The sequence below is a fragment of the Chryseolinea lacunae genome (assembly GCF_016735595.1).
Taxonomy (GTDB): domain Bacteria; phylum Bacteroidota; class Bacteroidia; order Cytophagales; family Cyclobacteriaceae; genus Chryseolinea; species Chryseolinea lacunae.
This window is the reverse complement of record NZ_JAERRB010000005.1, coordinates 340,033-352,684: the sequence shown is the minus strand read 5'-3', so window position 1 is coordinate 352,684 and position 12,652 is coordinate 340,033. Positions and strand designations below refer to the sequence as shown.

Genomic DNA, 12,652 nt, shown 5'->3' with positions numbered 1-12,652 from the left:
GTGTTAGGTTCCATTGATCGCGCAGCCCAAAAAGGCAGTGCGTCCGGATATACTTTACAAGACGCTATTCCAAATTCGAACCAAACTCGCCAACATCCTCCATTGCGCCGGAATCGCCCTTTGCAACAAACACGTTTGTTCAATCACGGTCAGGTCTGTGCGTTGGCGGACTGTTCGGGCGACTGATAAAGGCCTGCCAGCAACGTTGATTGTCCACGTTCATCCAAATCCAGCGATGCAACTTACCGCCGGGCTACGCGCACAATTGTTCAGAGAAAATCGGGTGCGCCGGCGAAGGTTTGTCGGGCAATTTTTCCGTTTCGGATAATGAAGGTGTCGGTGGCATAGGGAAGTTTAAACTTCGGAACTGTCGCCTCCCACAGAATATAACCCAGGTCGTCCTGCACAATCGTTTTGGTGATTTTCATGGTAGTGGAATCTTTGGGAAACACCGCGAAAGCCTTTATATAATTGTCGCGGATTTCGGCCAGCCCTTTGTAAGTCCGGTCGGGTGTGATGAGAATGGACTCGTCGGTATAGTCGGACATAAGCCCATCGATGTCGCGGTCCTGAAACGATTTCCAGTGGTGTTCCAGCACACTACGCGTGGCCTCGTCATGGTTGGAATCCGACGTTTCCGTTTTCTTTGGCGCACAGGCAAAGATCGCCGCCGCCAGGGTGAAGAGCAGAAGAGTGGTCGTTTTAGAATTCATGGATAGAGGGGTTAAAAAAATTAAACGGTTAAGATAATGATTTGTATTGCTAAATTTAGGAAGCCTAAATCTTTTCTGCACGCCCTATGATGAATCGTTCCCGCATCGTGTTTCTGACGCTGGCCCTTGGCGTTGTTCTCGCTTCCTGCAAATCCGAAAAAGAAAAAGTAAAAGATGAAATAGCCAGCGTGCTGTCTGCACAGGAAGGAACATTTGCCGTGGCCTTCCATGACCTGGGCACTGGCGACGAAATTCTGATGAACGAACACGACACCTTTCATGCGGCCAGCACCATGAAAACGCCCGTCATGATCGAAGTGTTTAAGCAAGCGGCCGAAGGAAGATATTCGCTACAGGATTCAATTGTATTGAAGAATGATTTCAAGAGCATTGTCGACAGCAGTGCCTACAGCCTCGATCCCAAAGACGACAGCGAGTATGAACTTTATAACCAGCTGGGCAAAAAAAGAACCATCGCCTCGCTGGTCTACGAAATGATCACCGTCAGCAGCAACCTGTCTACAAACATTCTCATCGAAATGGCCGATGGCAAAAAGGTGACGCAGACCGTGCGCGACTTGGGAGCCAAAGACATTCAGGTGCGTCGGGGCGTGGAGGACCAAAAGGCGTTCGAGAAAAAACTAAACAACGTTACCACCGCCTACGACCTGCTGGTGATTTTTGAAAAACTGGCCAACGGCGAGGCGGTGAATCCCGAAGCCTCAAAAGCCATGGTCAACATCCTGCTCGACCAGAAATACAACGACATCATTCCCGCCCAGCTTCCCGACAGCGTGAAAGTGGCCCACAAAACCGGATGGGTCACCGGCGTTCATCATGACTCGGCCATTGTCTTTTTGCCCGATGGCCGCAAGTATGTGCTCATTCTGTTGTCGAAACAACTGAAAGATGAAAAGGCAGGCGTTGAAGCGCTAAGCACCGTTTCCAAAATCATCTACAACTACGTGGCGCAGCAAAAGGAAGAATGAACCCGTTCCAGAAGGAACGGTATGCTAACTGCATGTCGACTGTTGCGTGATATGTTGATTTTAATGATCAAGAAAATTGCGCGTAGTGGCCGCTAAGGCCACACCGATTTCACATCCCAGATCTGCAGATCGGTTTTTGCATCACCGCCTTCGCTCCACAGCTTCAGAGCATAGTTGGACGAAGGAAAAATCTGATCGGTAATCACCTGGTCGCCGTCATTGATATAAACTTCCACAATAGAGTGATCGATGTAGACGTGCAATTTCAATACACCGTTTTTCAACGATGCGGGTGCGCGTTCAATGCTGGGAAATGCCGGATCAAAGCTCACATTGCCCGACGCGGTGCGATCCACAAACACTTCGCCTTTGGTCTTGTCGTAGCCGATACGCGTTTGCTCATTCGCACCCGTGGCCAGGGTTATGCCAAACGACGTTGCCGTTCCGCCGGTGAAGACATACTCCACCTCGGTTGCCTTTCCAATGGGTGTCTCACCCGAAGCCTGCATGGCAACGCTGTCGCCGCGCAACGTGGCCAGTTCGCGCACCGGGTGCTGTTGCAGGCGCAAGCCTGACGCGGTCTTCACCAGATACAATTCGCGCGGCAACGTCATGGCACTACGCCACGGCGCGGTGGGAATGTGCTGGCCGTAGGCCCAGTTGTTGGCCCATCCGAGAATGATGGTGCGTCCGTCTTGCTCCGGCACATTGCTAAAGCTCACCGCCGCATAAAAATCTTTTCCATGGTCCAGATACAACGGATATTGTTTGGGGTTCTCGGGCGTGAATTTTTTTCCGTCAAAGTTTCCGACAAAATATTGCATGCCCACATAGGTCGGGCCTTGTGGATGTGAGTTCGAAATGAGAAGCACCCATTTCTTTTTCGACGGATCGCTGGCGTCGGGCACCTGCATCAGGTCGGGGCACTCCCAGATTTTTGCCGTGTCGCCCAGCGGGCCAAAGGTGCTCAGCAGTTTCCAGTCTTTCAGATTTTTGGATTCATAGAACTGTGCCTGGTATCGGTTGGGGATCACCACGGTCATCACCCATTTTTTTTCCGGTGCATACCAGAATACTTTCGGATCGCGAAAATCTTTCAGCTTGATGTCGAGCACCGGATTGTTTTCGTAGCGTGTAAACGTGCGTCCGCGATCGCTGCTGTGGGCAATGCTTTGATGCTGCGTGAGCTGTTGCCCGCGGCGGTGAATGTGAGACGTGTAGATGGCCACCAGCCCACCCGAATCTTTTGGGAAAAAACCACTGGTGTTGGTGAGGTCGGCCACGGCGCTGCCCGAAAAAATCATGGTGCTGTCACCCGATGTTTTGTCAACATATTCTTCGATGGCTACCGGCATATGTTCCCAGTGCAACAGGTCCTTGCTCACGGCGTGTCCCCAACTCATGTGACCCCAGCGGTCGCCATAGGGATTGTATTGATAGAAGAGATGATATTCGCCCTGGTAATAGACAAGTCCGTTCGGATCGTTGGTCCAGTTGTGGTCGGGCGAGAAGTGAAATTGTGGCCGGTAATTTTCGGCATAACGTTTCACCGAATCGGTCGATGTTTTGGCAGGCGCTTCCACCGGAGCCTTGCGGCCACAGCCCAGAAGAGCAACAACAGGAATCAGAAGGAATACTATTTTTTTCATGACGCTGGGTTTAGGTGAAGTTACAAAGCGAATTGTGTTTTTCCACGCATGCGAAATGAATGCTCCGGAAAATGCGTGGCAATTCAATCTACGAGCACCGGTTGAAAGGCGGCTATGAAGCGCTCTGCGGTGCAGGCCTCGTTCGCCTCGTTCATTTTTCGCAAGCATTGTTTGTAAAGCGGATTGCCCAATAGCTCCGATATCTTTTCCAGCACTTCCGCTTCCGGTTCCTGCACATCGCCGCGCAAACCCATACCATGATAGACCACCCGGGTGCTGTTGCCGCGTGGATCAAAGGCGTCGTGCACAGGATAGAGCAACATGGGCACTTCGGCCTGAATGGACTCGCTCACCGAATTGAAGCCCCCATGCGAAATGAACAGGTCTGTGTGCTGCAACAACAAAGTCTGTTGAACAAAGTCAAACACATACACATTGTCGGGCAAGGGTGAGGTCAATTCGTTCTTTTGTTTGGTGGAGACGATCAGCAGATGAGGGGTCTGCTTCACTATGGCAATCAGTTTGTTCAGAAACAACGTGATCAGCTTTTTCTGATCGCCTTCAAGCGTGCCAAATGCGCAATACAAAAGCTTTCGTTGCTCACGCTGTTTCCGTTCCAGCAGGCGGGGAAGTGCTTCGGCAAATTCCCGGCTGTTACTACTGGTCATCTTGGTCCCAACCAAAAAGCCCAGGTAGTGATGATAGGGTTGATTTTTGAAATCGGGAAAGTCAAATGCGCGGGGTGCTATAATATATTGCGGGATGCAGTCGATGGAGAAATTCAGCAGACTGCGCAACGACGACCAGTATTTTTCGGGCACGCGATTTTTTTTCATCCGTCGCGAAAGGATGTATACGTCGTCGAAGCCGGCGTATTTGAATTTCTGACGTTCCTGTTTTTTGGTTTGCTTTTCTTCCAGTTTCCAAAGGGCATCCTCGCACCCTTCTTCGTCTGAGGGAAACACGTCGCTGTTCACGGGGGGCCTGCCGGGCAGCACGTGCGTGGGCAACATGGCGTGCAGCACGGCGACGCGGATGCCCCGCTGTTTCAGAAGGGGATAGAGCACAATGAAGTCGGTCGCCTGTGTTCCGTCCAGCACAATGACGTCAGGCCGAACGGCATCAAGCACAGCCCGAAGTTCTTTTTCGCGATGAACATACAGCCCGTCTGTGATGCGGTCCTTCAACGACGCGAAATAGACCCAGCGTTTTTTTTTGGTTTGATTCACCCAATCTTCAAAGTTCATTCCGAACGGAACAGATTGCAGCGGCGTATATGAAAATCCCTGTTGCGTTACATAGCCTTGAAAGAATGTTGTGCCGGCCATAAACACTTCATGCCCGTGCGTTCGCAGCATGCTGGCCACTGCCAGCTGGGGGTGAATGTGCCCGTAGCCATGGTAGGGTAGAAACAGAATGCGCATGCTTCAAAAAAAACTATCGAGTGGAAACTTTTCGGATGATTCGCGAAAACAACGACGGAAAAAAGCGTTTGATGTAAACTCCCATCACCTCGCGTCCACCCAGATACACTTCTTCTTTCCTGCGTTCTATGGCCCGCACAATTTTGTGCGCACACCACTCGGGCGACTTGCCTCGCGCCCGGAATTCTTCTTCTTTTGTGGCCGGCGAATTTTCGTCGGCCGAAGGTTTCCCGTAGGCGTTTGTGCGGATAAAGCCGGGACAGATCATGGTCACCGACACGTGGTCTTTCCAATGTTCGGCACGCAGGGCGTCGAAGAAACCGTGGAGGGCGTGTTTGGTGGCCGCATAGCCCGAGCGGTAGGGTGTTCCGAATTTCCCCGTCACACTGCTGATGTTGGCAAAGTGTCCGCCTTTGCGTTGCACAAAATGCGGCAGCAAATATTTGGTGATGGCGATTGTGCCGAAATAATTTACCTCCATCATTTTGCGATCCATTTCCAGCGATGTTTCCTGAATGAGGCTGCGTTGTCGCATGCCGGCGTTGTTGATGAGGATGTCGATATGACCAAACACCTGAATGGCGGCCTGGGTTGAGAGTTGCAGGGTGGCCGGCTGTGTGAGATCGAGCGGCAGTGTGTGGATGTTGGCTTGGGCCTCGACGCTGCAATTGCCTTTCACACGTTCCAATTCTTCTTTGCGTCGTGCCGAGAGAATAAGCCTCGCGCCCCGACGGGCAAGTTCATAGGCCAGCGCCTCACCGATTCCCGACGAAGCCCCCGTGAGCCAGATCACTTTGTTTTTCACACGGGCCATAGCAACGGAAGTTTCGCTAACAACATCAGACTTTTGGTGGCGTGCGGTCGTAGGTCACAAAATCGAATGCATGTTGGTGACGCGAATCGGACGCGTGTTTTATGCGCGACGTTTCTTTCCACGCGGTTGGCGCGAACGCCGGAAAAAAGGTGTCGCCATCAATCACGGCGTGAATCTCCGTCAGGTAAAGTCGGTCCGCAAGGGGCAGGCTGGCTGAATAAATCTCGGCGCCACCAATCATAAAGACTTCGCGTTCGCCGTTGTTCTCGGCAATCTCCAGCGCTTTCTCCAGCGAGTGCACCACCAGGCAACCTGGTGCCTTAAAGCCCAGCTGGCGCGTCACCACAATGTTGGTGCGGTTGGGCAAGGGCCTGAATTTTTCCGGAATCGAATCGTAGTTTTTGCGACCCATAATGGTGTGGTGGCCTTTGGTGGTGTCCATGAAAAATTTCATGTCGTCGGGCAGCCGCCACGGCAGGTCATTGTTTTTTCCGATGGTATGGTTTTGCGCCATGGCCGCAATGAGCGAGATGATCATACGCTTGTGTTACAATTTCTGCGTGCTTTGATTTTTAATCAAGCGTGAGCGTTTACAATTTATTTCCTCTGAAAAAATCCTGGATACTCATTCGCCGTTTGCCTTCCGGCTGAAGTTCGTCGATGGAGAGCCACCCGTCGGATGCTTTAATGTAAAGATAATTTTTGTTGTCAGTGTCCATGTCGCCCGGAGAATTTTGACCGGCGGCTTTTTCCGTTGCCGACACCGCGAAGAGTTTATAGGTTTTGCCCGCCAGCACGCACCACGCCGCGGGGTAGGGGCTAAGACCCCGCACAAAATTCCGCACGGCCACGGCGGGCTTGTCCCACTGCACTTCACACGTTTCTTTAAAGATTTTTGGCGCATGTTTGTTCACCGCAGGTTCAGGCTGTGGCACGGCGGGATAATCGCCCTGTTGAATGGCGTTCACAGTCTTCAACACCAATGCTGCGCCTTTTGCCATGAGCCGCGTGTAGAGCGTGCCCACGGTGTCGTTGTCTGCAATGGTTTCTTTCTCCTGAAAAATGATGCTGCCCGTGTCGATCTCGTGCTTCAGAAAAAACGTGGTCACCCCGGTTTCTTTCTCGCCATTGATCACCGCCCAGTTGATGGGCGCCGCCCCGCGATAGTCGGGCAACAGCGACGCATGCAAATTAAACGTGCCAATGGCCGGCATGGCCCACACGGCTTCCGGCAACATGCGAAATGCCACCACCACCTGAAGGTTGGCTTGAAAGCGCTTCAACTCTTCCTGAAACTCGGGCGACTTCAGGTTGGTAGGTTGTAGCACGGGCACGTTGTGTTGCAACGCGCACTCCTTCACCGGCGAATACACAATCTTCTGCCCGCGGCCCTGTGGTTTGTCGGACGCCGTGACCACAGCCACCACGTTGAAATTGTTCTGGATAAGAATCTCCAGGCTGGGCACAGCAAATTCAGGTGTGCCCATAAAGATGATGCGTAGGTCGTTCATCGGGATGTTGATGTTAACAGGAGGCAAACATACAACGCCCCGCCGTCAATCTGTTTTTTTTAGGGCGAACATTTCAGAGAGCTGGCGTTCGCCGGCCAGCGTTTGCGCCACCTGCTCGCCCAGCGCGGGGCCGTGTTTGAAACCGTGGCCCGATCCGCCACCCAGCAAAAACACATTGTCGGTTTCGGGATGAAGGTCGAAGATGAAGTTGCCGTCGCTGCTGTTTTCATAGGGACACACACGGCTTTCGCTGAGGGGTGCATCTCTCAGCTGGGGAAAGCGATGCGCCAGAAACGTGCGTGCTTTTGTCAGCGCCTCGGGCGTCAGAGTGTGGTCACCATGAGTGGGATCAAAAACATCGCCGCGAATGTCCACGCCGATCTTGAAGCCGCGGTGGGTGTTGCCCGGAATGCCATAATAAAAATCCTGGCCGTCCACATCAATCCACACGGGCAAATGTTCAAAGGCTGCGGCGTGGCGGGCCGGTGCGCCGAAATAATATACTTCCTGCTTTGTGCAGTTCACTTGTCGTTGCAACAGTTCGGGAAACATGGTGCCCATCCACGCACCACAGGCAAACACAAACGCATCGGCCGTCAGCGTGTCGCCATTCGAGAGGTGCAGGGTTTCCAGCGTGCCGTGCTGTTCAGGCATGGGCTGGACGTGTGCCTGGATGTAGTGTCCTCCTTCTTCCGCCACGGCGGTCTGCACGGCTTGCATCGATTCGCGCGCTTTCAGGTAGCCACCATACGGATCGAGGTAAGCGTGATGAAGGTCGTGGGTGTGGATCTGCGGATAGCGGCGGTTCAGTTCCTGCGTGGTCAGGTATTCATAGTCCATCGTGTGCCGCCGGGCAAACGCGATGGAGTCGTCAACAAGCGGTGTTTTTTCGTCATAACAAAACCACAGCACGCCGGTGTTGAAAAATAATTTTTTATCAAAGCGCGCCTGGTTCTCTTTCCACAGTTCCAGGGCGCGAACGTTCAGATCGAAATACGTCTGGTTAGCACCATAGGTGGAGCGGATCACACGGGTTTCGTCGCCGGAGCTGGAACGCGAATTCCCCGCACCCCATGCGTCAACCAAGGTCACCTGAAATCCCTTGCGCAGCAGGTAAAGCGCCGACCACCCGCCAAAGGCCCCGGCACCCACCACCACCACGCTCGACCCTTTGGCAAAGGCCGGTGCGCGTTTCGACGCCAGGGCTTCCGGGCGTGCGTTGGGCGCGAAGGTGTTCAGGTTGGGGAGTGTCATGCTGCGGGCTTATTTTTTCCAGTTTGCAGGGTCTACCCGCCAGGCTTTCAGCGAGGTGATCTGATCTTCGGAAACATAGTTTTGTTCCTGCGAATATTTCAGCAAATGGCTGTAGTCGCTAAGGCTGATCAGCGACGTGTTGGCCTCGTAGAAATTGCGGGTGGCAATGTCGAATCCATAGTTGAAGATCGACACCATGCCCAGCACTTCGAAGCCGGCTTCGCGAAGGGCCTGCACCGCTTTCAGCGAGCTGCCACCGGTCGACACCAGGTCTTCCACCACCACCACCTTCTGGCCTTTCACCACGCGACCTTCAATGAGGTTTTCCATGCCGTGGTCTTTTGGTTTAGGGCGGACATACAAAAAGGGTACGTTCAGCGCTTCCGCCACCAGGGCGCCTTGCGCAATGCCCGCGGTGGCCACACCGGCCACCGCTTCGACCGTGAAGAAATTTTCGCGGATGGCTTGCACCAGCCCGTGCTTGATGGCCGTCCGGATCTCCGGATACGACAGCGACAGGCGGTTATCGCAATAAATAGGCGACTTCCATCCCGAACTCCATGTGAACGGTTTGTCGGTATTGAGCTTGATGGCCTGGATTTGCAGCAGCATGGCGGCAACCTTTGCGGCCGTTTCTTCTTGTACTTTGATGATTGGCATAGTGCCGAAAGTTAGAATTAAAATCCTTTCCGGTAAATGCCCGGCCCCCGAACGTGTGCACGAAAAAAAATCTTGTCGGCCGCCCGGCAAAAAATCACCAAACCCCCTTGCCACGTTGCAAATTATTTGCTCTTTTGCGAACGTGGTTAAGTAGTAAACTCATCGGCCCATGATCATTTTTATCAACGACATTCCCGTCCGGATTCTTAAGGCAGATGAACAACCCGGCGAGGGCCGGGTGAACCACATCATTGACGCCGCTGTGGAGCCCGTCACGCAAGCCAAGCTCATCCATCACGTGTGGGTGCAAAATGCGGGCGAAGCCGAAACCAACGTGCTGCTCAACTTCCTCGACGCCAAAGTGCCCACAAGCGTGCTCTCCGTGAGTGTATCCGTGAAAGACTACGACGCCATCAAAACCTACCTGCGCAGCAAATTCAAGGTGGTGAAGGCCGCCGGCGGACTGGTGCGCAAGAAGGATAAGTTTCTCATGATCTATCGCCTCAAAAAGTGGGACCTTCCCAAAGGCAAACGCGAGAAAGGTGAAAGCAACAAGGAAACGGCCGTGCGCGAAGTGGAAGAAGAGTGCAACGTGTCGGTGAAGCTCGGCCAGAAAATATGCACCACCTGGCACACCTACACCATGAACAAACGTGCCATGATGAAAAAAACGCGCTGGTATGTCATGGACGTGATCGACGACACAAAGATGCGCGCACAAATCACCGAAGACATTGAAGAGACTCGCTGGATGAACCGCAAGGAAGTATACCACGCCCTCGAACATTCCTACAAATCCATCAGCTACGTTTTTGAACAATACTACGAAGTGATGGAGATCAACCCCGCCAAATAAGTTCGTAAAGAGAAAAATCTGATTTGATTACGGCTCCAGTGCGTAGGGGATAAACTCCGACACGTCACCACCATATTTATGCACCTCGCGAATGATTGACGAGCTGATCCAGGCCAGGTGCGGCGTGGTGATGAGGAACACGGATTCCATTTCGGGAAACAGCTTCCGGTTCACTTGCGAGATGCTGTTTTCATATTCAAAGTCGGTGGTGTTGCGCAGCCCGCGCAGCAGGAAACGCGCGTGGTTCTTGCGGGCAAATTCGGCCGTCAGCTCCGAGAATTTCACTACGGTGATGTTGGGATAATTGCGGAAGGCATAACTGATGCGCTCCACCATAAAATCGATTTCGAAATAGCGATTGCTCTTCTGGCTGTTATAGCCAATGGCTACAATGATCTCGTCAAACATCTGCAGGCCTCTCAGCACAATGTCTTCATGTCCTTTGGTGAAGGGATCGAACGATCCGGGGAAGAGGGCGATTCGTTTTGCCATAGGTCGAGCACGTGCGCGTTAAAGATGTCGGAGATGTATTCGCGGTTCCTTTTCAGCCGGCTGAAAAGGAATGGTTAATCTATCAGGTGGATGCTGTACAGATCGAAGTAGTGATGTTCGGGCACTTCGTCAAATGCATAGCCGAAGTTGAGATCATCGGGTTCGCCACCAAACGATACGTTGTTGATGTATTTGTAGAACTCATGATAGTGTGGCGAGTTCTTGCCGATATATCCCCACAAAATCACCTGGCTGGTTTGCTGATCCATGTTCAGCGACTTCATCACCAGCATGATGTATTTGATGTAGTCTGAAAATTGCTTGATGGCAAACTGATTGTAGTACAACAGCTTTTTGTCGCGACACGCCACGATGTGCAACTTGAAACGATCGACGTAGATGAACAGCGGACTGTCTTTACGTTTTTCGGCAAACTGCATGATGCCCTCAATGAGCGCGGCCGACTGGTGTGTGAACGTGGGCGGGTTGTTGGGATACATGCCGTTGAGCCAGCTTCTCAGGTCGCTGCTCATGGCAAACACGGTAACCGCCTCCGAGCGCTCGTTCACCGAGGCAAGTATATCTTCTTTCGCGGGATCGAAGTGCGCGTTAAATTTCAGATAGTCGGCAATAGACGCTTCGGCAAACAACGCCTGCGGCACTTGCACAAACTTGGTATTCTTGACAGAAACTTTGATCTTTTTCCAGAAGCCCGCTTTCAACAACGCATGCGAGTCGAAGAGGTGGTCGAGTATGTTGATGAGCTCTTCGTTGGAGGTGAGGCTGGGCAAAACAAAATCTTCGAGGAGGAGCACTTTCTCGTCGTCGGGTTTGATGACGGAAAGCTGGAAGTCGCGCGCACCGATGTTGATCAGCAGATGATAGTGGTGGATGAATTCCTCATCGAACAAATCGTCTTTTACTTTGCGTATCAGTTTGTAGGTAAGCGCCGTGGTCTCCAAAGTTTTTCCCGGGTTAAGCCGATTTGTAAACCCCCAAGGAAAGCGCCGTCAGCAATGCCGTTTAGCTTCTACGTTAGGGTTCACGTGTGCAATAATAATTATTTTATAGGGGAAATCACAAGACGGAATTTGCGGAATACCAATTAAATACGGTAAAACCCCGACAACTGGCGCAGGGCTTCCAAGGGCTGACGAAGGGTGACGATTCCATGCAGGGCTTCGCGGGGAAGTCGCTGAACTTGGTCGGACGACAGGAAGGCCACGTCGGCGATGAGCTGAAGTTCGGGATCGTGGCCGGCGTTGAGCGTGCCATCGGCGCGCGTCACGTCGAAGAACAGCTCGATGGCGTGTAGTGGTGTCTGAATGAACTCACAGCCAAACCGGAACCCGGCCACGTTCACCAGCAGACCGGTTTCTTCCCGGAATTCACGCTTCACAGCCTCCTCCAGCGTTTCACCAGGCTCCACACCTCCGCCCGGAGGTGCCCAGAAGTCGCCGTCGCGTAGCAACTTGTGATTGACCATCAGCAACTTATCGCCCTCCCACAACAGCCCGCAGGCCCGCACGCGAACTTTGTGGCCATACATTTCCGTGATTTTTTGATCCATGAACGGTTACTCAGGTGAAGGAAGTGATATGGAAGACAAAGTCGCTGGATTTTCGGTAGAAATTTCTATATTCTGGCAGAATTGTTGAATGAAGGTTTTAAATTTGAAAAAAATAATTAGGTATGAAGAAGAATTTGTTTCTGATCGTTTTGCTGGCCCTGGCAGCACAAGGTTTTGCGCAAACCAGCACGCCCAAAGCGGCTGGCGCTGTGATCACGTTTGAAAAGAAAACGCATGATTTTGGCGACATCGTTCAAGGCGATAAAGTGGAAGAAGTGTTCAAGTTCGCCAATACCGGCACCGAACCCCTCATCATCACCAACGTGCAAGTGACTTGCGGATGCACCACTCCTAAGGGATGGCCCCGCGATCCTATCGCACCCGGTGGCAAAGGCGAAGTGACCATCGCGTTCAACAGCGCGGGTAAAATGGGCAAACAAAACAAGGTTGTCACGATCGTATCGAACGCCGTGAATGCCGATGGTGCCCAGGTTTCTTTCACCACCAACGTGTTGGAGAAGAAAGTAACACCTCAATAAGCATTCCCTGCTTTTCTGCGCGCATCGTCGCGACGGAAGTGTAAAAGCATAAAAACCGTTCTCCTCACGAGAACGGTTTTTTTTATGTCATTTTTTTTCACGGCACTATCGGTCGGGTTGTGTAGATGATCGCATTCAAATTTCTGACAGAAAGAGGAACTGAAACGTGGTTGCAGTGTGG

The 12,652-nt window shown here is 52.3% G+C and carries 14 protein-coding genes; 3 read left to right on the top strand and 11 right to left on the bottom strand.

The features are described from left to right. Positions 1–269: 269 nt before the first annotated feature. Positions 270–713 carry a nuclear transport factor 2 family protein gene (locus JI741_RS17055; RefSeq protein ID WP_202011704.1) on the bottom strand — a complete coding sequence of 148 codons (444 nt, stop codon included), beginning with the start codon at positions 711–713 and terminating at the stop codon, positions 270–272. A gap of 86 nt (positions 714–799) precedes the next feature. Here JI741_RS17055 and JI741_RS17050 point away from each other — a divergent pair, with 86 nt between their 5' ends. Next, positions 800–1,702: a serine hydrolase gene (locus JI741_RS17050; RefSeq protein ID WP_369411813.1), complete on the top strand. Its 903-nt coding sequence runs from the start codon at positions 800–802 to the stop codon at positions 1,700–1,702. A 92-nt stretch (positions 1,703–1,794) separates the two neighbouring features. Here JI741_RS17050 and JI741_RS17045 read toward each other — a convergent pair whose 3' ends face one another. The 7 genes from JI741_RS17045 to pyrE form a co-directional block, all read right to left on the bottom strand. Then, on the bottom strand, positions 1,795–3,351 hold the full coding sequence (locus JI741_RS17045) for a glycoside hydrolase family 32 protein (RefSeq protein WP_202011702.1): 1,557 nt from the start codon (positions 3,349–3,351) through the stop codon (positions 1,795–1,797). A gap of 83 nt (positions 3,352–3,434) precedes the next feature. Next, positions 3,435–4,775, bottom strand: coding sequence for a glycosyltransferase (locus JI741_RS17040; protein WP_202011700.1), 1,341 nt, complete (start codon positions 4,773–4,775; stop codon positions 3,435–3,437). Between the two features lie 13 nt (positions 4,776–4,788). Beyond that, entirely contained in the window at positions 4,789–5,589 is an 801-nt protein-coding gene (locus tag JI741_RS17035) for an SDR family oxidoreductase (protein WP_202011697.1), read from the bottom strand. A 25-nt stretch (positions 5,590–5,614) separates the two neighbouring features. Further along, entirely contained in the window at positions 5,615–6,127 is a 513-nt protein-coding gene (locus JI741_RS17030; protein WP_202011695.1) for a dihydrofolate reductase, read from the bottom strand. Between the two features lie 52 nt (positions 6,128–6,179). Then, positions 6,180–7,100, bottom strand: coding sequence for a methionyl-tRNA formyltransferase (fmt, locus tag JI741_RS17025; protein ID WP_202011693.1), 921 nt, complete (start codon positions 7,098–7,100; stop codon positions 6,180–6,182). Positions 7,101–7,145: 45 nt separating this feature from the next. Continuing rightward, entirely contained in the window at positions 7,146–8,354 is a 1,209-nt protein-coding gene (locus JI741_RS17020; protein ID WP_202011691.1) for an FAD-dependent oxidoreductase, read from the bottom strand. 9 nt (positions 8,355–8,363) lie between these two features. Then, on the bottom strand, positions 8,364–9,014 hold the full coding sequence (gene pyrE / locus JI741_RS17015; protein ID WP_202011689.1) for an orotate phosphoribosyltransferase: 651 nt from the start codon (positions 9,012–9,014) through the stop codon (positions 8,364–8,366). A gap of 169 nt (positions 9,015–9,183) precedes the next feature. Here pyrE and JI741_RS17010 point away from each other — a divergent pair, with 169 nt between their 5' ends. Then, positions 9,184–9,870, top strand: coding sequence for an NUDIX hydrolase (locus tag JI741_RS17010; RefSeq protein WP_202011687.1), 687 nt, complete (start codon positions 9,184–9,186; stop codon positions 9,868–9,870). A gap of 27 nt (positions 9,871–9,897) precedes the next feature. On the opposite strand, the gene coaD is transcribed toward JI741_RS17010, so the two are convergent. The 3 genes from coaD to JI741_RS16995 form a co-directional block, all read right to left on the bottom strand. Further along, complete coding sequence (gene coaD / locus JI741_RS17005) at positions 9,898–10,362, bottom strand: pantetheine-phosphate adenylyltransferase (protein WP_202011685.1); 465 nt, start codon at positions 10,360–10,362, stop codon at positions 9,898–9,900. Positions 10,363–10,436: 74 nt separating this feature from the next. Next, on the bottom strand, positions 10,437–11,324 hold the full coding sequence (locus tag JI741_RS17000; RefSeq protein WP_202011683.1) for a DUF3822 family protein: 888 nt from the start codon (positions 11,322–11,324) through the stop codon (positions 10,437–10,439). Between the two features lie 143 nt (positions 11,325–11,467). Continuing rightward, positions 11,468–11,932, bottom strand: coding sequence for an NUDIX domain-containing protein (locus JI741_RS16995; RefSeq protein ID WP_202011681.1), 465 nt, complete (start codon positions 11,930–11,932; stop codon positions 11,468–11,470). Positions 11,933–12,054: 122 nt separating this feature from the next. Between JI741_RS16995 and JI741_RS16990 the strand changes: the two genes are divergently transcribed. Further along, complete coding sequence (locus JI741_RS16990) at positions 12,055–12,471, top strand: DUF1573 domain-containing protein (protein WP_202011679.1); 417 nt, start codon at positions 12,055–12,057, stop codon at positions 12,469–12,471. The last annotated feature ends 181 nt before the right edge of the window (positions 12,472–12,652 follow it).

Excerpts from the sequence above, each read along its gene's own strand:
- JI741_RS17055 (WP_202011704.1), bottom strand. The coding sequence starts at position 713 with ATGAATTCTAAAACGACCACTCTTCTGCTCTTCACCCTGGCGGCGGCG.
- JI741_RS17050 (WP_369411813.1), top strand. The coding sequence starts at position 800 with ATGATGAATCGTTCCCGCATCGTGTTTCTGACGCTGGCCCTTGGCGTT.
- JI741_RS17045 (WP_202011702.1), bottom strand. The coding sequence starts at position 3,351 with ATGAAAAAAATAGTATTCCTTCTGATTCCTGTTGTTGCTCTTCTGGGC.
- JI741_RS17040 (WP_202011700.1), bottom strand. The coding sequence starts at position 4,775 with ATGCGCATTCTGTTTCTACCCTACCATGGCTACGGGCACATTCACCCC.
- JI741_RS17035 (WP_202011697.1), bottom strand. The coding sequence starts at position 5,589 with ATGGCCCGTGTGAAAAACAAAGTGATCTGGCTCACGGGGGCTTCGTCG.
- JI741_RS17030 (WP_202011695.1), bottom strand. The coding sequence starts at position 6,127 with ATGATCATCTCGCTCATTGCGGCCATGGCGCAAAACCATACCATCGGA.
- fmt (WP_202011693.1), bottom strand. The coding sequence starts at position 7,100 with ATGAACGACCTACGCATCATCTTTATGGGCACACCTGAATTTGCTGTG.
- JI741_RS17020 (WP_202011691.1), bottom strand. The coding sequence starts at position 8,354 with ATGACACTCCCCAACCTGAACACCTTCGCGCCCAACGCACGCCCGGAA.
- pyrE (WP_202011689.1), bottom strand. The coding sequence starts at position 9,014 with ATGCCAATCATCAAAGTACAAGAAGAAACGGCCGCAAAGGTTGCCGCC.
- JI741_RS17010 (WP_202011687.1), top strand. The coding sequence starts at position 9,184 with ATGATCATTTTTATCAACGACATTCCCGTCCGGATTCTTAAGGCAGAT.
- coaD (WP_202011685.1), bottom strand. The coding sequence starts at position 10,362 with ATGGCAAAACGAATCGCCCTCTTCCCCGGATCGTTCGATCCCTTCACC.
- JI741_RS16995 (WP_202011681.1), bottom strand. The coding sequence starts at position 11,932 with ATGGATCAAAAAATCACGGAAATGTATGGCCACAAAGTTCGCGTGCGG.
- JI741_RS16990 (WP_202011679.1), top strand. The coding sequence starts at position 12,055 with ATGAAGAAGAATTTGTTTCTGATCGTTTTGCTGGCCCTGGCAGCACAA.